The sequence below is a fragment of the Erythrobacter fulvus genome (assembly GCF_028595285.1).
Taxonomy (GTDB): Bacteria; Pseudomonadota; Alphaproteobacteria; order Sphingomonadales; family Sphingomonadaceae; genus Erythrobacter; species Erythrobacter fulvus.
This window is the reverse complement of the sequence record NZ_JAQQXQ010000001.1, coordinates 89,565-107,477: the sequence shown is the minus strand read 5'-3', so window position 1 is coordinate 107,477 and position 17,913 is coordinate 89,565. Positions and strand designations below refer to the sequence as shown.

16 protein-coding genes and 1 tRNA gene are annotated in these 17,913 nt (G+C 62.9%); 8 read left to right on the top strand and 9 right to left on the bottom strand.

Annotation, left to right across the window (positions count from 1 at the left end):
* Positions 1–271 precede the first annotated feature (271 nt).
* The 3 genes from OIK40_RS00505 to OIK40_RS00495 form a co-directional block, all read right to left on the bottom strand.
* Positions 272–2,233, bottom strand: coding sequence for a TIR domain-containing protein (locus tag OIK40_RS00505; RefSeq protein WP_273675309.1), 1,962 nt, complete (start codon positions 2,231–2,233; stop codon positions 272–274).
* 545 nt (positions 2,234–2,778) lie between these two features.
* Positions 2,779–2,853, bottom strand: a tRNA-Asn gene (locus tag OIK40_RS00500).
* A 91-nt stretch (positions 2,854–2,944) separates the two neighbouring features.
* A complete protein-coding gene (locus tag OIK40_RS00495) occupies positions 2,945–3,739 on the bottom strand; it encodes an NAD kinase (RefSeq protein WP_273675308.1) in 795 nt (264 codons plus the stop codon).
* Positions 3,740–3,890: 151 nt separating this feature from the next.
* Here OIK40_RS00495 and OIK40_RS00490 point away from each other — a divergent pair, with 151 nt between their 5' ends.
* A complete protein-coding gene (locus OIK40_RS00490; RefSeq protein ID WP_273675306.1) occupies positions 3,891–4,721 on the top strand; it encodes an EAL domain-containing protein in 831 nt (276 codons plus the stop codon).
* A 21-nt stretch (positions 4,722–4,742) separates the two neighbouring features.
* Here OIK40_RS00490 and OIK40_RS00485 read toward each other — a convergent pair whose 3' ends face one another.
* Positions 4,743–5,114: a hypothetical protein gene (locus OIK40_RS00485; RefSeq protein ID WP_273675305.1), complete on the bottom strand. Its 372-nt coding sequence runs from the start codon at positions 5,112–5,114 to the stop codon at positions 4,743–4,745.
* 95 nt (positions 5,115–5,209) lie between these two features.
* Between OIK40_RS00485 and OIK40_RS00480 the strand changes: the two genes are divergently transcribed.
* Genes OIK40_RS00480 through OIK40_RS00460 form a run of 5 tightly spaced genes read left to right on the top strand, consistent with a single transcriptional unit; the run spans position 5,210 to position 10,335 of the window.
* Positions 5,210–6,586, top strand: a complete 1,377-nt coding sequence (locus OIK40_RS00480) for a UbiA family prenyltransferase (protein ID WP_273675304.1) — start codon at positions 5,210–5,212, stop codon at positions 6,584–6,586.
* A complete protein-coding gene (locus OIK40_RS00475) occupies positions 6,583–7,008 on the top strand; it encodes a GtrA family protein (protein ID WP_273675302.1) in 426 nt (141 codons plus the stop codon). The genes OIK40_RS00480 and OIK40_RS00475 overlap by 4 nt, the downstream gene beginning before the upstream one ends.
* On the top strand, positions 7,005–8,324 hold the full coding sequence (locus OIK40_RS00470) for an FAD-binding oxidoreductase (protein WP_273675300.1): 1,320 nt from the start codon (positions 7,005–7,007) through the stop codon (positions 8,322–8,324). The genes OIK40_RS00475 and OIK40_RS00470 overlap by 4 nt, the downstream gene beginning before the upstream one ends.
* Complete coding sequence (locus OIK40_RS00465; RefSeq protein ID WP_273675298.1) at positions 8,321–9,058, top strand: SDR family oxidoreductase; 738 nt, start codon at positions 8,321–8,323, stop codon at positions 9,056–9,058. The genes OIK40_RS00470 and OIK40_RS00465 overlap by 4 nt, the downstream gene beginning before the upstream one ends.
* Positions 9,055–10,335 (top strand): glycosyltransferase family 87 protein, encoded by a 1,281-nt coding sequence (locus OIK40_RS00460; RefSeq protein ID WP_273675296.1) that lies wholly within the window; start codon positions 9,055–9,057, stop codon positions 10,333–10,335. The genes OIK40_RS00465 and OIK40_RS00460 overlap by 4 nt, the downstream gene beginning before the upstream one ends.
* Positions 10,336–10,642: 307 nt before the next feature.
* Here OIK40_RS00460 and OIK40_RS00455 read toward each other — a convergent pair whose 3' ends face one another.
* The 4 genes from OIK40_RS00455 to OIK40_RS00440 form a co-directional block, all read right to left on the bottom strand.
* On the bottom strand, positions 10,643–11,398 hold the full coding sequence (locus OIK40_RS00455; RefSeq protein WP_273675294.1) for a sulfite exporter TauE/SafE family protein: 756 nt from the start codon (positions 11,396–11,398) through the stop codon (positions 10,643–10,645).
* A 31-nt stretch (positions 11,399–11,429) separates the two neighbouring features.
* A complete protein-coding gene (secA, locus tag OIK40_RS00450) occupies positions 11,430–14,189 on the bottom strand; it encodes a preprotein translocase subunit SecA (protein ID WP_273675292.1) in 2,760 nt (919 codons plus the stop codon).
* A 117-nt stretch (positions 14,190–14,306) separates the two neighbouring features.
* Complete coding sequence (locus OIK40_RS00445; RefSeq protein ID WP_273675290.1) at positions 14,307–14,594, bottom strand: hypothetical protein; 288 nt, start codon at positions 14,592–14,594, stop codon at positions 14,307–14,309.
* Positions 14,595–14,671: 77 nt separating this feature from the next.
* Complete coding sequence (locus OIK40_RS00440) at positions 14,672–15,310, bottom strand: energy transducer TonB (protein WP_273675288.1); 639 nt, start codon at positions 15,308–15,310, stop codon at positions 14,672–14,674.
* 196 nt (positions 15,311–15,506) lie between these two features.
* Between OIK40_RS00440 and argJ the strand changes: the two genes are divergently transcribed.
* Together argJ and OIK40_RS00430 are read left to right on the top strand one after the other, a co-directional pair.
* The gene (gene argJ / locus OIK40_RS00435; protein ID WP_273675287.1) at positions 15,507–16,733 is read left to right on the top strand and encodes a bifunctional glutamate N-acetyltransferase/amino-acid acetyltransferase ArgJ; all 1,227 of its coding nucleotides are present in this window, start codon (positions 15,507–15,509) and stop codon (positions 16,731–16,733) included.
* The gene (locus OIK40_RS00430; RefSeq protein ID WP_273675285.1) at positions 16,730–17,524 is read left to right on the top strand and encodes an inositol monophosphatase family protein; all 795 of its coding nucleotides are present in this window, start codon (positions 16,730–16,732) and stop codon (positions 17,522–17,524) included. The genes argJ and OIK40_RS00430 overlap by 4 nt, the downstream gene beginning before the upstream one ends.
* A 6-nt stretch (positions 17,525–17,530) precedes the next feature.
* Here the strand turns inward: OIK40_RS00430 and trxA are convergent, their stop codons facing one another.
* Entirely contained in the window at positions 17,531–17,851 is a 321-nt protein-coding gene (gene trxA, locus OIK40_RS00425) for a thioredoxin (protein WP_273675283.1), read from the bottom strand.
* Between the last annotated feature and the right edge of the window lie 62 nt (positions 17,852–17,913).

Here is a 17,913-nt window from a genome sequence, read left to right as displayed (position 1 = left end):
CTAAGGGACCCGGTAGTCAGCGCTCGCCAATTGAACCGGCATCATGTCGGCAGTGGTCTTGCTGACCTCTTCGATCAAACCAAGAGTGATGCCGGGCGCTGCCAGAAGTGCGGTCAATCCTATGATGACCAAGGCTGTGTCGCGGCAAATGGCCGCACCGTGCCGTCTCATTTTCTTGGCTCCCCCCAGAGCTTCAGTTCAAGAAAATTCGCGACCCGATTTCTGGATAACACAAGTTGCCGTTTGTGTCACGGAACACCAATGACGGCCTTCAGGCGAAGCCGATTTTGCGCAGGATCGCTCTGAAATCTGGATGGCTCCGGATGGGTTCAAGCAACGGATCGTCCCGCATCAGCACCAGTCCTGGATCCTGATACTTCCAGGCAGCAGCAAGCTCTGAGACGGCATTATCCAGATTTCCCCACTGCGCCTCGATTTGCATGTATTGGTAATGGCTCTTGTTTCCCTCCTCGTCACGCAATTGTTCATAGTACTTCTGTGCTTGCGAACGCTCGCCCAGCAACCAGTCGACAATCGCAAGCCCGGTCCTTTGGAAGACTAGGCGCTGTTCCTTGCTGAAGCTCTCTCGGGCCTGTTCCAGTTGACCGAGCGCAAGCTGCGCCTCGCCAACCAGCTTGTGTGCCGAACCGTTTTCTCGCATTTCCAGTGCCTTCTGGAACCATTCGAGAGCTCTTTGGAATTCTCCTGCGTTATATTCGACATAACCTGCAAAGCGGTACATCGCAGAATTGAGCGGATCGAGCGCGATGGCAGTTTCGACATCCGATCGTGCCGTCTCAAATTGACCATTGCGGCTCTTGAAAACACCGCTCGAGCTAATGATCCCCGCATCTCCGGGCCCAAGCTTGGCGGCCATTTCATAAGGTTCGCGCGCGGCCGACATGTTCAGTTGACCGGTTGAAAGCACGTATCCCAATTCAAGATAGCCGTCCGCAAAATCGGGAGCGATGCGGATGGCGTTCCGAGCTGAATCTTCTGCCGCTTTATAGATCGGGCCTCGCTCTTTCGGGCCTGCATAAAGATTACCCATAAGGGCAAGCAGCCTGCTTTTGGCTGTATGTGCCGCTGCAAAATTGGGATCGACGCGAATGGCCTCTTCAAATTTTGCCAGCGCGGCCCTGTCACTGGCTTCGCTGGCTCCAGATAGGAACAGTTCGCGCCCTTCGAGGTAGGCGTTGTATGCCGCAACACTGTCAGTCCCGCCGGCTCGCAGGTTAACACTCGTCTCGTCGTTGGCAGCCAATTCATCGATAATCAGCGTGGTGATCATGCTTTGAAGTGACAGGATGTCTGCAATCGGCACATTTTCCTTGATGGGCAGCAATGTGCGATCAATTTGTCCGTCAATCAGTTCGCAACTGATATTGATCCGATTGCTTGCAAGGCCAACGGCACCGGTCAAAAGGTAATCCACCTTCAGTTCTTCGCAGATACCTCTTGCTGTCTTGCCGCTGTTCGCCAGGGCCTGCGACGAGGTTTGAGCCGCGACGTGCAGCAAGCGATTGCGCGATAGCTGAGTGCGGATCTCGTCTGCGATGCTTTTCAGGATCGTTGTCTGGTCCCCCGTATCTGCGGGGATATCGAACGGCATCACAGCAACGCGCTTTAACCCACTGCCAGCGCCGCCGCCGAACAGACCCGCTTGCCACGAACCGAAACCCGCAAGTCCAACCAGCGCTGCACCACCGCCGACAAGAGCAGCCCTCCGACTGACAGATGTTTTCGCCGGTGTCATCGCTGACAGGAAGGGCGGAGCCACTGACGCAGTCCCGTCCCGTCTTGCCTTTACCGCTTCAACCAGTTTGCCCAGCCGGGCATCGCCGGCATTGCCGTTCCAGCCTGCCAAATCGATCCACTGGAACTGTCTAAAGCCAAGCGGTGGCAACGTGCCGTCAAGCGAGACCGGGACAAGTACGCCGCGGTCACGCCCGCGTGTTGCTTCGTCATGCACCCAATGCGATGCGACTGAAATTTCGGACCAAAGCACGACAACGACGGACGCATTTTCAAGATTGGCTTCAGTGACCTGGTGGAATCTCGCGCCACCTTCGAGCATGGCGTCCCACCAAACGCTTACCCCGGCCGCTTCGAGCGCCTCAAGCACCTGATGTGCCCGTGGCTGGTCATCGCGCGAATAGCTCAGGAAAACATCGCTACCCCGCTGTTTCAAGTCTGACTTCTCGCCGCCTGTCACTTGATCAGGTTCGCCCATTGTGCCCCAAATTGCCACCAACCCCACATACGAAAAGACCGGGATCGTTTGCCCAAGACTTAGTGATATAGCAGCCCTGACAATCTGTCGATTGTTTGCCTTTTCGGGGCGATGCAAAAGCAAATACCGTGATGTTTGAGCGCGAATTCGTCTTCAACAAGACAGCGCTTAGACTACGCTAACCGGCTGGTCTGTTCCGATATTTCAAGATTATCGGGCGGACGCTTTTGGATTGGACCAGTGGGGGTGCCGCAGCAGCAGTTGGCGGCGCTGTCTGCGGTCTGATGATCACACGGTCATGGAAGCAGCGCGCGGCAAGTTGATATTTGGGCGGCGCGGCATTCAGCCGTGTCTTAAACCCGCCCGTGCCCGTCCATAGTTCTGCTTTCGACTTCCGCCCGAAAGCGGCCTTGCCAGCTGCCGAAGAACCCAAAACAGGTGGGGCCCAAGCGGGCTACTTCCATCCTGCTGTGGTGAAGAATGTAGGGAGATACTTGGCGCCTTGCGTCCAGCACCCTGATTTTCCGTCAGACTTTGAAGGAAAATGGCTCCCCGAGTAGGATTCGAACCTACGGCCATTCGATTAACAGTCGAATGCTCTACCGCTGAGCTATCGGGGAGCAACCGGCAGACAAGTCCGCTGGCAGAGGCGCGCCTATATGGGGCAGGGCCGATGATTGCAAGGGGGTTTTGAAACTCTCCCTGCACCCATCATTCGGTTATGAACTGCTCCGCCACGATGCGTTCCTCAAGGCTCTGGCCCGGATCGAACAGCAGCGTCAGCTCGGTATCCTGCGCGATCTGCAGGCGCACCTCGGCAATGTCGCGCAGTTCCTTCTGGTCGGCCACCGCAGCGACCGGGCGTTTGACCGGGTCGAGCACCTTGAGGATGATTTTCATCCGGTCGGGCAGGATCGCGCCGCGCCAGCGCCGTGGGCGGAACGGGCTGATCGGTGTCAGGGCCAGCATCTTGCTGTCCAGCGGCAGGATCGGGCCATTGGCCGACAGGTTGTAGGCGGTGGAACCCGCAGGCGTTGCCACCAGCACCCCGTCGCACACCAGTTCGTTGATCCGCACCCGGTCGCCCACGGTGACTTCTATCTTGGCGGTCTGGCGGGTTTCGCGCAGCAAAGAGATTTCGTTGATCGCGCACATCTCGTGGCTCTCGCCGTCCTGCGTGATCGCCTCGACCCGCAAAGGGGCGATCGTCCAGCGCCGCGCCTTGGCCACCCGCGCGGCGATCGCTGCGCGTTTGTCATAACGGTTCATCAGAAAACCGACCGTGCCGAAGTTCATCCCGTAGGCCGGGATCACCCGCCCCGCGTCGATCATCGCGTGGAGCGTGTGCAGCATGAAGCCGTCCCCGCCCAGCACCACCACCGCATCCGCCTGTTCCAGCGGCACCCATTCGCACTGTGCCGACAGCGCGGCGAAACCTTCCTGCGCACGCGGCGTGTCAGACGCAACCAGCGCCAGCCGTTGGAAAGGTGTGCCGTTGCTTGCCATCTATCCCCCTCCAGGATGCCTATGCCGAACATGGCACTTATCCCCCGCGCCGTGCCGGAGGATCGCCCTGATGTGCCAGATTTGGGCGGATTGCAATTGATGCACGCCAAGTGACAGATTCGTGTCTAAAGCCGTGGCAGAAAGGGCGCGGATGGAACAGGGCCTGACATCATTGCGCGGAGCCACGCGGGGGACCTTTCCCGGCGTGCGCGCCGGCATGCTCGAAACCGACCTGCTGCGCGCGCTCGACCGGCGCGAGATCGAAGTGCTGTTCCAGCCGCAATTCGCCTGCACCAGCGGGGCCGTGGTAGGGGCCGAGGCGCTGGCGCGATGGCAGCACCCCTCACTGGGCGAGATCGGCGCGCGCGATCTTTTCGCGATTGCCGAACGGGCCGCGCTGGTCGCACCGCTATCGCGCCACGTCGTCGCCCGCGCGCTGGAAGATGCCGCGACCTGGCCGGACAATCTCACCCTGTCGCTGAACATCACGCCCGAGGAGCTGGGCGATCCGCGCTTCGCCCATGATTTTGCGGCACTGATCGGACAGTCGCAAATCGCGCCGCACCGGCTGATGCTGGAAATCACCGAGGATCTGCTGCTGCGCAATCTCAAGCAGGCTGCCGCCGCGCTAGGCGCGTTGCGCAAGCTGGGTTTCCGTACCGCACTCGACGATTTCGGTGCGGGGTTCTGCAATTTCCGCTACCTGCGCGAATTGCCGCTGGATGCGCTCAAGCTCGATAAGGCGATGGTTGAGGGCGTGCCCGGCGATCCGACCGCGCTCGCGGTATTCCGTGCCATCGTCGCGCTGGGCAAAGCGCTGGGGCTGGCGATCTATGCCGAAGGTATCGAGACCGAGATCCAGCGCGCCGCGATCACCGCGGAAGGGTGCGATTACTGGCAAGGTTACCTGCGCGCCCGGCCGATGCCGAGCCACAGTGTGATCGCACTGGCCCGCACGGCGCGGGGAATGGGACACGGCTAGGGACCGGACTGCTTGCCCTTTTCAATCCAGGCGAACCGTGTTGCCCTTTAACAGCCCCGAACAAACAGCCCCTTCGACGCGCTGTCCGGAGGGACTGGTGGCTTCGAACGCGGTCGCGAAAAGGTCACCCTTCCCGCAATCAAAATAGGCATAGCCCGTCGTGCGAACATCGGTGTAGCCCTGCGCAAGAAGTGTCCTGGTGGCGCGGTCAGGTTTTGTGAGCGCCACCGGGGCGACGAAGGGAAAGGCTGCCAGCAGCGCAATCCCCACCCCGAGCTGCATCAGCTTTCTTCGTCCCATCGAAGAAAAATGCCACATTTCAATCAGGTCAACAACGGTGTCGCTGGCCGCATGATAGATCCTGATCGGCCGGCCCGCGAAATTCGGCCACAAGGGCACGCGCGGTCAGGAATTATTAGCATATTAACTATACCGCCCTCCCTTGAAGACGGTGCAAGCGCGCCGGAACGGGCACGAGGGGTGATTTGATGGACGAGGGGCGCAGGAACCCGTCTGACGCGATTGTGGTGGTGGGTCTCGACGAACTGGTCAGCCCGCCCGCATCGCTGCTGGAGGCGTTCTGGACCGCTGCCTCGGCCAACTGGCTGGCGACGCTATCGGCACTCGCCCGCCACGCACCGGATCGGGCACGCCTCCAGAACCGGCTGAAAGAAACGCTCTACCGCGTGCCTGCGCGGCTGCATTACCGCGAGGACGTGCTGGGTGCGGTGCAATCATGGCGGGAAGCGGGTGGCCGCGTCGCGCTGGTGGGCGGACAGGATCAGGCCACCGTCGATGCCGTTGCCGCGCACCTCGCGCTGTTCGATGAAGCCCATGGCGGCGTCGCCGCCGCAACCGGCGGTCTCGAGGGACTTTATGGCCAGGGCGGTTATGCCACGATCGCCAATGATACGCTGATCGCGCCGGACTGGGCCGCCGCGGCCGCGCGCGATCCCATGCCCGAAGTTACCGCAACTGCACCCGAAGCCTCTTTCAAGGCGATGATCCGGCTGATGCGTCCGCACCAGTGGCTGAAGAACGCGCTGGTGTTTGTGCCGATGCTGGCCGCGCATGCTTTCACCCCGGCGGCGCTGTGGCATTCGGTGCTTGCATTCGTCGCCTTCAGCCTGATCGCGTCGAGCACCTATATCCTCAACGATCTGCTCGATCTCAACGCCGACCGCGCCCATCCGCGCAAACGCAACCGCCCGCTCGCCTCGGGCGCGGTGAGCCTGTCACAAGGCACCTTGCTGATGCCGCTGCTGGCGCTGGCGGGGATCGGCGCGGCGCTGGTTTCCGGCCCCGCGCTGCTCGCCATGCTGCTGCTCTACACGCTGTTGACGAGCGCCTATTCCTTCCGCCTCAAACGGCTGGTGGTGATCGATGTGTGCACCCTCGCCGTGCTGTATACCCTGCGCATCCTCGCGGGCAGCGCGGCGACGGGCATTCCGTCGTCGATGTGGCTGCTGGCTTTCTCCACGTTCTTCTTCTTCTCGCTGGCAGCGGTGAAGCGTCAGGCCGAACTGGTCGATGGCATCAGCGCGGGCCGGGTCAAGGCGCATGGTCGCGGCTATCATGTCGATGACCTTGCGATCGTCGGCAATATCGCGGTGTCTGCAGGGATGGTGTCGGTGCTGGTGCTGGCGCTCTATGCCAATTCCGATCCGGTGCAGGCGCTGTATCGCACGCCCGAAACGCTGTGGGGCATCTGCCTTGTCCTGCTGTTCTGGAACAGCCGCATCACCATCCTGACCCAGCGCGGAGAGATGCACGATGATCCGCTGGTCTTCGCCGCGCGCGACAAGGTGAGCCTTGCCTGCGGCGCGATTGTCGGCGCGCTCGCACTGGCAGGGGCGCTGATGTGAGCCGCACCACGCTGACCTTGCGTTATGTCGCCTTCGCAGTGATTGCGACGCTGGCCAATCTGGCGGTACAGCGGCTGGCGCTGGCGCTGCCGGGTGTGCCCGCAATCCTGGCATATCCGCTGGCGCTGGGCGCGGGCACGCTGGCGGGCCTTGTGATCAAGTACCTGCTGGACAAGCGCTGGATCTTCCATGATTTCTCGCAAGGGATCGAAGCGCACGGCAAACGCTTTTCGCTTTATGCGCTGATGGGCGTGGCGACCACGGCGATTTTCTGGGGAACCGAAACGCTGTTCTGGATCGTCTGGCTAACTCACACCGCGCGCGAACTGGGCGCGGTGATCGGCCTCGCGATCGGTTATGTCGTCAAATACCGGCTCGACCGGCGCTTCGTCTTCACCACCGGCGGGGGGCTTGCGGCATGATGCTGTCGGGCTGGGGCCGCTTTCCGCAGCAATGGTGCGCGCTGCATCAGCCGCGTGACGAGGCCGAAGTGCGCGCGGCGATGGCGACAGGGCCGCGGATCGCGCGCGGCAACGGGCGCGGCTATGGCGACTGCGCAATGCAGCGCAACGCCACGATCGAGATGCGCCGTTTCAACCGCATGCTCGCCTTCGAGGAAGAGACCGGCCAGCTGGTGACCGAGGCAGGCGTGCTGCTGGCCGAGGTGATCGACACCTTCCTGCCGCGCGGCTGGTTTCCGCCGGTCACTCCGGGGACCAAGTTCGTCACCATCGGCGGCATGGTGGCGGCCGACGTGCACGGCAAGAACCACCACCGCGACGGCACCTTCGGGCGTTTCGTCGACTGGATCGATCTGATGGGCGAGGATGGCGAGGTGCGCCGTTGCAGCCCGCAGGAGAACGCCGAGCTTTTCGCCTGGACGATCGGCGGCATGGGGCTGACGGGAGTGATCCTGCGCGTCGCCTTTCGCCTGCGCCGGGTGGAAAGCGCATGGATCCGCCAGACCACCCTGCCCGCGCGCAATCTCGATCATGTCATGGCGCTGTTCGAGGAAAACGGCGCGGCGACCTATTCGGTGGCGTGGATCGATTGCCTCAACACCGGAAGCGGGCTTGGCCGTTCGGCGCTGATGCTGGGCGAACATGCGTGCGCCGACGAATTGTCGCGCACCCGCCGCAACGCACCGTTTTCGGTGCCGGCAAAGCGCAGCCGCACCATGCCGGTCGATCTGCCGCGCGCGGCATTGAACCGCATGACGGTGAAGGCCTTCAACGCCCTGTATTATCGCAATGCCCGCGCCGCTGCGGGCGACGCGCTGGTCGATTGGGACAGCTATTTCTACCCCCTCGACGCGATCCTCGAATGGAACCGCATCTATGGCGCGCGCGGCTTCATGCAGTTCCAATGCGTGCTGCCGCTGGACAGCGCCCATGCGGGCCTCACCGAATTGCTGCGCGCGATTATCGCCAGCGGCGAAGGATCGTTCCTGTCGGTGCTGAAACGGATGGGCGCGGAACACGGCCCCTTCTCCTTTCCGATGGAAGGCTACACGCTGGCGTTAGACTTTCCGTTTTCGTCCGGCACCGCGCGGCTGATGGAGCGGCTCGATGCGATAACGCTCGATCACGGCGGGCGGTTCTATCTCGCCAAGGATGCCCGCATGAGCGCCGCCACCCTGCGCCGTGCAGACCCGCGCGCCGATGTGCTGGCCAAGGTGCGACGCGATGCCGGCCTTGCCAATTTCCGTTCCAGCCAATCTGAAAGACTTTGCCTGTGACTGCTGCCCCCGTCCTCATCATCGGCGCGCGTTCCGACATCGGCATGGCGCTGGCGCACCGCTACGCCGCAGCCGGGCATCCGGTGCAGCTGGCCGCGCGCGCGAGCAAGGGGCTGGAAGCGGACGCCGCCAACATCGCGCTGCGTCACGGCACAAGCGCCAGCGTGCACGAGATCGACATTCTCGAACCCGAAAGCTTCGCAGCGTTTCTCGACAGCCTGCCGCAGCTTCCGCACGTGGCGATCTGCGTGGTCGGACTGCTGGGCGATCAGGCCACCTCGCAGACCGATATCGCCGCCGCACAGCTGACCATGCGCAGCAATTACGAAGGCCCTGCGCTGCTTACCGGCCTCATTGCCGAACGCTTCGCCGCTCGCGGCAGCGGCACGATCATCGGCATCAGCTCGGTCGCGGGAGAGCGCGGTCGGGCGAGCAATTACGTCTACGGATCGGCCAAGGCAGGTTACACCGCGTTCCTTTCGGGTCTGCGCAACCGCCTGTCGAAAACGGGCGTGCATGTAATGACGGTGCTGCCCGGGTTCGTGCGCACCCGCATGACCGCGGGCATGGACCTGCCTGCGCGCCTGACCGCCGAACCCGCCGCCGTGGCAGAGGCGATCTTCCGCGCCGCGACGAAACAGCGCGACGTGATCTACGTGAAGCCGGTCTGGCGGCTGGTGATGGCCATCATCCGCGCGATACCCGAGGGCATCTTCAAGGGGACGAAGCTGTGAGCCATGCCGGCCTGTCCGTGCCCGAACAGGTCGCCCGCAGCCGGGTGATCCTCTGGGCCTTCGTGCTGGTGGCGCTGGCGCTGGTCGCGGTTTCGGCGGTGCGGTTCCAGGCTCCCGAACTGCTCGGTCAGGAAAAGGTGCTGACCGATTTCGATGCCTTCCACATTGCCGGAACCCTGGCCGGGCGCGGCGATGTGGCCGATGCCTATCACGCTGAAACCATGCGGCAGGCCCAGTTGGAGCTGACCGGCAAGGTGAAGCTGATGCCATGGACCTATCCGCCGCCCTTTACCCTGTTCGTCGATGGTCTGGCCCGGCTGCCGATCGGCACTGCCTATGTGCTGTTCATTCTCGCCAGTTTCGGATTTTATCTCGCGGTCCTGCGCCGAATTGCCGGGGAATATCTGCCCGGCGTCCTGTTGTTCATGATGCCCACGATCCTGATCAGCCTGCGCACCGGACAGAACGGGTTTCTTGTCGCGGGGCTGATCGGTGCCTTCCTGATCGCTTGGCGCAGGCAAAGCCCCGCTGCCGGGCTGCCGCTGGGCCTGATGATCATCAAGCCGCACCTTGCCGCGGGCGTCGGCCTGCTGGCGCTGTTCGGTAGGCGGTGGAGTGTGCTGGCGATCGCCGCGATTGTCGCAGCCGTAGCGCTGGGGCTGGCAACCTTCGCCTATGGCTTCGTCGTCTGGGATGCGTTCCGCTTTGCGGTGGAGGAAGCGGGCGCGTTTCTTTCCGCCGGCCTTTATCCGCTTTACCGGATGAATTCGGTCTATGCCGCGCTGCACGCTGCGGGACTGCCTGCCGGATGGGCCATGGCCGGCCACGCGCTCGGCGCGCTCACGGCGCTCGGCTTGCTGGTCTGGGCCTGCACGAGCACGATTGCCTTCCGCTTTCGTGCCGCCCTGATCTGCGCGCTGTCCCTGTTCGTCAGCCCTTACAACTACGACTATGATCTTGCGATCCTCGGTGTGGGCCTTGCCTTCATCCTGCCCGATCTGATCGCCCGCCAGCGCTTGGGGGAGCTTGCCGGATTGCTGGCATTGTGCTGGCTGGCCAGCGGCTACGGCGTGCTGATCGCAGCGTTGACGGAGACCGGTGCGCCAAACTTGGCCGGCGGCACCGCAGTGGCGCAGACGCTAAGCTGGCCGAGCCTGATCGGACCTCTGCTGATTGTCCTGTGCTGGATGATCTTCAAGGCGGTAACGCCCGCCGTTCAGAATGGCCGCGACTGCACTGCGATATCGTATGACGCCAGCCTGACCCGGACACAATAACGGCGCGGCCCTGGCGCTTGCGCGCCCCGGCCATCTGTTGCGCTCGCGGAAATTCTATAGATGAACGATCCGGCCGAACCGCGTCACAGGCTTATTTCGGGCCGGTGCCGGCGCGCTTGGAGCCGCCACCGTCGCCGTGCGGTCCGTTGCTGCCGCCAGTAAGCTGGCGGACCGATCCATAAACGGACAAAACCGGCGTCGCATACGCGTGCTTCGCGCCTTTGTGATGCTCATTCTGCATGATCAGTGATCCCGAAGCGATAATCCAGCGAGGCGTTACTAGACATATTTGTGCAAAAAGCAAGCCTCAGCCTGTGCAGAGCAGCCGGAACCCCACCATGAAAACCAGCACCGCCGTCAGCCGGCGGATCCATTGCAGCGGCAGCAGGCGCGCGGCGAGCAGGCTGCCGATCTGGCCACCTACCACCACCGCCAGCAGCAGCGGCAAGGAGGCGCCAATCGCCTGCCCCATCATGCCCGGGCCGTTCTTCAGCAATTGCCCTGCCAGCCCGAACAGCGAATTGACGAGGATAAACAAGCTCGCCGTCGCCGCAATTGCCCGCGCGCCCTGCCAGCGGGCCAGATGCAGGAGCGGGGCAAGGAAGATGCCGCCCCCGATGCCCACCAGCCCCGCCAGAAAGCCCAGCGGCGGCGCGACGAAGGGCATCCAGCGGGCAAAGCGCGTCGGCTCGCCCGCGCGCGCCTCGGCCACGGGGATCAGCATTGTCAGGCTGGTCAGCACCAGGCTCGTGCCGAGCAGCATCAGAAACGCCTCGCGCCCGATCGGCACCAGCCCGCCAAGGAAACTGGCAGGCGCGGCCAGGCCGACCAGCACCAGCGCCGGACGCCACGGTGTTATCCCGGCGCGGGCAAAGCGAATGCTCGATCCGGCCACCACCACGATGTTGCAGGCAAGGCTGACCAGCGGCAACAGCCGGTAATCCAGCCCCGAAAGCGCCAGCAGCGCCGAATAGGTCGAACCGCCGCCGAAACCGACACTGGCATAAAGCAGCGCGGTGACCAGAAAGCCGAGCACCAGCAGCACCGGCACCGCACCGATCATCCTTCAATCCCCTGCGCTGCGGCCGGCCGGATCAGACGATCTGCCGCTCGCTCACCGCGCCGTGGCAATGCTTGTACTTGTTCCCCGAACCGCACGGGCACGGCGCATTGCGGCTGATGTCGAGATTGGCGTAGGGATTGTCGGGATTGGCCCCGCCCGGACCGAAGGCGGCACGCGGGCTTCCGGCCAGCGCACCGAACAATTCGGGCCGCATTTCCGACCCGTCGCCGTCATTCGAATTGTCCAGCCCCGTCAGCGGATCGATATGGCCGGTCAGGAAATCGGGCAGTTCGGGCAGATTCTGCACTTCGGGCGGCGCGATGCGCAGCTCGGCGCGGAACAGGATTCTGGTGACCTCTTCACGCAGCGTGTCGAGCATGGTCTCGAACAGGCCGAAGGCTTCCTGCTTGTATTCGTTGATCGGCTGCTTCTGCGCGATCGAGCGCATCCAGATCACCTGACGCAGCGCATCCAACGTCGCGAGGTGTTCCTTCCAGTGATGGTCGAGCTGGCGCAGCAGGACGTCCTTTTCGACGATACGCCAGTCGGCCGTGTTGGTGGCCATCTTCTCGTCCATCATCGCGTCGGTCATGGTGCGCAGGCGTTCTTCGAGCAGTTCGGGCTCAACCTGCTCCTCGGCCAGCCATTCCTCGAACGGCGGCTGGAGGCCGAATACCGCTTCGACCTTTTCCTTCAGGCCGGCGATGTCCCACTGTTCGGGATAGGAACCCGGCGGGCACGCGGTGCCGACGATGGTGTTGATGGTGTCGTGGCGCATGTCGATCACGACATCGTCGACGGCTTCGGAATCCATGATCTCGGCGCGCTGTTCGTAGACCACCTTGCGCTGGTCGTTCATCACGTCGTCGTACTGCACCACCTGCTTGCGCATGTCGTAGTTGCGCGCTTCGACCTTCTTCTGTGCGGTCTCGATCGCTTTCGACAGCCACTTCGAACCGATCGCCTCGCCATCGGCAAGGTTCGACTTCATCATCTTGGAAAACAGCGTGTCGGGGCCGAAGATGCGCAGCAGATCATCCTCAAGGCACAGGTAGAAGCGCGACAGGCCCGGGTCGCCCTGACGGCCCGAACGGCCGCGCAACTGGTTGTCGATACGCCGCGATTCGTGGCGTTCGGTGCCCAGCACGAACAGGCCGCCTGCTTCGATCACCTTGCGCTTTTCCTCGGCCACCTCGGCCTTGATGCGGGCGATGGCGGCATCGCGCTCCGGCCCGTCGGGCATGTCGCGCAATTCGTCATTGATGCGAAATTCGACATTGCCGCCCAGCTGGATGTCGGTGCCGCGACCGGCCATGTTGGTGGCGATGGTTACCGCGCCCAATCGCCCGGCCTGCGCCACGATATGCGCTTCCTGTTCGTGGAAACGAGCGTTCAGCACCGAATGCTTCACGCCTTCCTTGTCGAGGAACTGGCTGAGCAGCTCGGATTTCTCGATCGACACCGTGCCGACCAGCACCGGCTGTCCGATTTCCTGCTTTTCCTTGATCGCCTTGGCAATCGCGCCGAATTTATCGACCGTGTTCTTGTAGAACTCGTCTTCCTCGTCGATGCGCGCGACGGGCAGGTTGGTCGGGATTTCGACCACGCCGACCTTGTAGATGTCCCAGAATTCCGGCGCTTCGGTGGCCGCGGTGCCGGTCATGCCGGACAGCTTGGGATACATACGGAAATAGTTCTGGAAGGTGATCGAGGCCATGGTCTGGTTCTCGGGCTCGATCTTGACGCCTTCCTTGGCCTCTACCGCCTGGTGCAAGCCGTTCGACCAGCGCCGTCCGTCCATCATGCGGCCGGTGAACTCGTCGATGATCACGACCTTGCCGTCCTTGACGATGTAGTCGGTATCGCGCTTGCGGGCGAAATTGGCGACCAGCGCCTGATCGAGGTGGTGGACGACCTGGGTGTTTTCGACGTCGTAAAGGTTGTTGGTGGCGAGCAGGCCCTTTTCCAGCAGCAGCTTTTCGATTTCCTCAAGCCCGTCTTCGGTCAGCTGGACGCGCTTCACCTTCTCGTCGATGTCGAGCCAGTCTTCCGGAATCTCGCGCGCGACCTCGTCCAGCGCGATGTAGAGATCGGATTTGTCCTCTGTCGGGCCGGAGATGATCAGCGGGGTGCGCGCCTCGTCGATCAGGATCGAGTCCACTTCGTCGACGATCGCGAAATTGAACGGACGCTGGCACATCTGGCTGCGTTCGTGCTTCATGTTGTCGCGCAGGTAATCGAAGCCGAATTCGTTGTTGGTGCCATAGGTGATGTCGGCGTTGTAGGCGTCGCGCTTCAACTCCTCGGGCATCCCGGGGACAATCACGCCGACCGTCAGGCCAAGCCAGTTATAAAGCCGCCCCATCTCCGCCGCGTCGCGCCGGGCGAGGTAATCATTGACGGTCACGACGTGCACGCCCTTGCCTTCAAGCGCGTTGAGATAGACCGCCAGCGTCGCCATCAGCGTCTTGCCCTCGCCGGTGCGCATTTCCGCGATCTCGCCGCGGTGGAGCACGATGCCGCCGATCATCTGCACATCGAAATGGCGCATCCCGAACACCCGCACCGATGCCTCGCGCACCGTGGCGAAGGCTTCGGGCAGGATGTCGTCAAGCTTGGAACCATTGTCGATCAGGCCGCGCAGCTTGGCGGTCTGGGCCTGCAATTCCTCGTCGGAAAGGGCCTGCACCTGCGGTTCGAGCGCGTTGATCTGCGCGACGATCTTGCGCAGCGATTTCACGTAACGGTCGTTGGACGATCCGAACACGGATTTGATGATGGTATTGAGCATGGGTGTGGCGTGCCTTTGAAGCGGTGCGGCCCTGCGGCGGGCCGGAAATTTTGCGGGAATGTGCGCGCGCGAGGGCGCAGCGCGGAAATCTTCGGAGGAGTGCGTGTGAAAGCGCGCCTATTCGTAGGCGCGTTCAATCCCCATCAGCACCGGCAGGCGCAGCGCGTGCGGCGGTGCGGGGCGGCGTTCGGGCGCTTCTGCCTTGCGGGTCGCCCGCAGCGAAGCCGGGGCCGCTTGCCCCGCGACGCTTTCGCTGCCGGAGGCTTCATCCCCGGCGGCAGCAGCAATGCTGGAATCGCATGCCAGTGCCTCGGCCAGCGACGCCCCAATGCCAGCACTGGCCGGGCTGCCGATTGCAGCAAGGCCGGTAAGCAGGGCCAGAAGGGCGAGCAGTTTCCGCGTCATCGACGTGGAACATAGGCTTCCCGGCCAAAAACGTCTACCGGCTTTCAATCATCCTCCGGCGTGCTGACACCGATCCTTCATTCAACCGGATCGACTTCCATGCGATAGGTCAGGGTAACAGCCTTGCGGACCGGCTTGCCCGTCTCGTCACGATAAGGAATGCCTTCGTAACGGCTGCTCATGCGGCACGGATTTTTGTGAATGTTCCGACGCATCTCCGTCGGGACATGCTCCGAAATTTCCAGCACCGTGCAGTTCTGAATCCGGCCCCGCTCATCGAGTTCGTAACGGGTCCGCACAACGGCATCGGCTGCAAATTCCGGTTCGCGCTTTCTCCATTCAACCTTGGATTGATAGACGCCCGCTTCAGCAACGCCCTCGGCATCAAGTGCTGGCTTGAACTGCGCCCTTTCCTTCAGCAGAGGGCAGACCAGCCCATCAAGGGCGCTATGGCCCGATGCCGCTTCGATGGTGCATTCGGCTATCTCACCATCGGCAGTGATCCGCAGTTGGTAAAAGGTTTCACCAACATGCCCCGCGATCCACGACGATGCGGGAATGTCGGCGTCGGTGATCCATTCGCCGTCATTCCAGATCGGCACTGGATCCCGCTGTTTGCTTTTCGAAGAATACCTGTCCGGATCAGCTCGGGTGGGAATTGCCCGTGGCGGGATGCGATCTCTTGCCTCGTCCGCCACGACCTGCGCTGAAGCCACGGAGGCATGTCCATAAGCTGGCGCGGCAAGAGGCACTGCAGCACCCAGTACCAAAACGTATGCAAGGCGAAACTTCCCCGATTGACGCAAGATACTGCTCCTTCGAACCAATCCCCAGAATTCGGCAAACCAAAGCTTGGCCGAACGATTGCAGGCTTCATTGCATCAGTAGGTTCTAAAGACTAATCGCGCCTGAATGGAATTAGAGACATCCCCCCTCGCCTTGCCCTTCCCTGACATGCCGATGATCGACGGTGTGACGCTGCGCGTCGCTCGTGCGCGCTACAAGAATTGGGACCGGGCCGACCTGACCTTTGCCGAACTGGCCGAAGGCACCAGCGTCGCCGGGGTTTTCACCAAAAGCGCCTGCGCCTCCTCCGAAGTCGAACTCGGCCGTGCGGGCGTCAAACAGGGCTGCGCGCGGGCGCTGGTCGTCAATGCGGGCAACTCCAACGCCTTCACCGGTTATCGCGGGCGCGAGGCGGTCGAGGCGATCATGGATCAGGTCAGCGCGGCACTCGGCTGCCCGCGCGAAGAGGTGTTCGTGTCCTCCACCGGGGTGATCGGCGTGCCGCTGCCCAAGGACAAGGCACGGGGCGGAGTCGCCGCCGCGCTCGAAGCCGAACCTTGCGGGTGGGAGGATGCCGCCAATGCAATCGGCACCACCGACACCTTTGCCAAGGGCGCAGGCGCGAGCGCGATGGTGGGCGACACCCGCGTCGAACTTGCCGGGATCATCAAGGGCAGCGGCATGATCGCGCCCGACATGGCGACCATGCTCGGCTATATCTTCACCGATGCCGACATCGCGCCCGCGTTCCTTCAGGAAGCACTCGAACGCGCCAATGCGCAGACCTTCAGCTGCATCACCGTCGACGGCGATACCTCGACCAGCGACACGGTGATGGTGTTCGCCACGGGCAAGGCGGGCAATACGCGCATCGAAAGCTGGGACAGCCCCGGCGCGGATGCCTTTGCCGCCGCGCTGGCGGAGGTGTGCCGCAATCTTGGGCAGCTGGTTGTGCGCGATGGCGAGGGTGCGCAAAAATTCATCACCATCCGTGTTTTAGGCGCCGCGAGCGATGACAGCGCCCGCCGCGTCGGCCTTGCGATCGCCAATTCGCCGCTGGTCAAGACCGCCATCGCGGGCGAGGACGCCAACTGGGGCCGCGTCGTCATGGCGGTGGGCAAGGCGGGCGAGCCGGCCGATCGCGACAAGCTTTCAATCGCTTTCGGCGGGATCTGGACGGCGCGAAACGGCGTTCCTGTGGAGGATTATAATGAGGCCCCCGTGGCCGCGCATCTCAAGGGCGAAGAGATCGACATTGCCGTCGATCTCGGTCTCGGCGAAGGCCGTGCCACCGTGTGGACCTGCGATCTCACCCACGGCTACATCGCCATCAACGGGGATTACCGTTCGTGAGCGCGCTGGACGACGAGATCCGCGACCTGATGCGCTTTGCCGCGCAGCGTTCGATGCTGCCGCGCTTCCGCCAGTTGGCCGCGCACGAGGTAGAGATGAAGGGCGCGGACGATCCGGTCACCGTGGTTGACCGCGAGGTGGAGAGCTTTCTAACCGAAGCCCTCACCCGGCTCGCACCCGGCGTTGCTGTGGTGGGCGAGGAAGCCGCGCATGCCGACCCGGCGGTGCTTGATGCGCTATCGGGCCAGTGCTGGATCATCGATCCGCTCGACGGCACCGCCAATTTTGCCGAAGGCAAGGAGCCGTTCGGAATCATCATCGCGCTCGCCGACGCGGGCCGTGCGGTGGCAGGGTGGATTTATGATCCGGTGCACGAACGGTTCTGCCACGCCCGCGCCGGCGAAGGGGCGTTCGTGAACGGCGAAAAGATCGTCGCGCGCACCACCGGTCAGGATCGCCCGGTGACGGCAGTGAGCCGGATTTTCCTCACCCCCGAACAAAGCCGACTCGTCGATGCGAAGCTCGCCCCGCATTACACGCTGGTCGACATCCCGCGCTGTGCCGCAGAGCAATATCCGCGTCTTGGTCTGGGCGAAAACGACGTTTCCAGCTTCAAGCGCACGCTTGCCTGGGATCATGCCGCAGGCGTGTTGTGGCTCAACGAGGCAGGCGGCAAGGCCGCGCGCCTCGACGGCAGCGAATACCGGGTGGACGAACAGAACAAGCCGGGGCTTGTCGGCGCGTCCAGCCCGGCAATCTGGGATGAATTCGTCGCCCGGGTGCTGGCCTAGGACGCCTTACAGTTCGCTTTCGATCCAGCCCTTGAGCTGGCTCTTGGGCGCAGCGCCGACCTTGCGCGCCACCGGCTGGCCGTTCTTGAACAGCACCATCAGCGGGATCGACTGCACGCCCATCTGCGCGGCGATATCGGTGTTTTCCATGATATCGACCTTGGCGATCTTGACCTGTCCGGCCAGTTCGTTGCTGATTTCCTCCAGCGCGGGGGCGATCATCTTGCACGGGCCGCACCAGTCGGCCCAGAAATCGACCAGCACGGGGGTATCGCTGTCGAGCACGTCAGCCTTGAAGCTGGCATCGGTTACGGTGACGGTGGCCATTTCATCAATCTCCTTTTGCCCGCGAACATAGGGGCGCGCAGGCTCGCATTGCAATCTAGTGC

What these genes read in the sequence shown, in the direction of transcription:
- OIK40_RS00505 (WP_273675309.1), bottom strand. Translation starts at nt 2,233, where the DNA reads ATGGGCGAACCTGATCAAGTGACAGGCGGCGAGAAGTCAGACTTGAAA.
- OIK40_RS00495 (WP_273675308.1), bottom strand. Translation starts at nt 3,739, where the DNA reads ATGGCAAGCAACGGCACACCTTTCCAACGGCTGGCGCTGGTTGCGTCT.
- OIK40_RS00490 (WP_273675306.1), top strand. Translation starts at nt 3,891, where the DNA reads ATGGAACAGGGCCTGACATCATTGCGCGGAGCCACGCGGGGGACCTTT.
- OIK40_RS00480 (WP_273675304.1), top strand. Translation starts at nt 5,210, where the DNA reads ATGGACGAGGGGCGCAGGAACCCGTCTGACGCGATTGTGGTGGTGGGT.
- OIK40_RS00470 (WP_273675300.1), top strand. Translation starts at nt 7,005, where the DNA reads ATGATGCTGTCGGGCTGGGGCCGCTTTCCGCAGCAATGGTGCGCGCTG.
- OIK40_RS00455 (WP_273675294.1), bottom strand. Translation starts at nt 11,398, where the DNA reads ATGATCGGTGCGGTGCCGGTGCTGCTGGTGCTCGGCTTTCTGGTCACC.
- secA (WP_273675292.1), bottom strand. Translation starts at nt 14,189, where the DNA reads ATGCTCAATACCATCATCAAATCCGTGTTCGGATCGTCCAACGACCGT.
- OIK40_RS00445 (WP_273675290.1), bottom strand. Translation starts at nt 14,594, where the DNA reads ATGACGCGGAAACTGCTCGCCCTTCTGGCCCTGCTTACCGGCCTTGCT.
- argJ (WP_273675287.1), top strand. Translation starts at nt 15,507, where the DNA reads ATGGAATTAGAGACATCCCCCCTCGCCTTGCCCTTCCCTGACATGCCG.
- trxA (WP_273675283.1), bottom strand. Translation starts at nt 17,851, where the DNA reads ATGGCCACCGTCACCGTAACCGATGCCAGCTTCAAGGCTGACGTGCTC.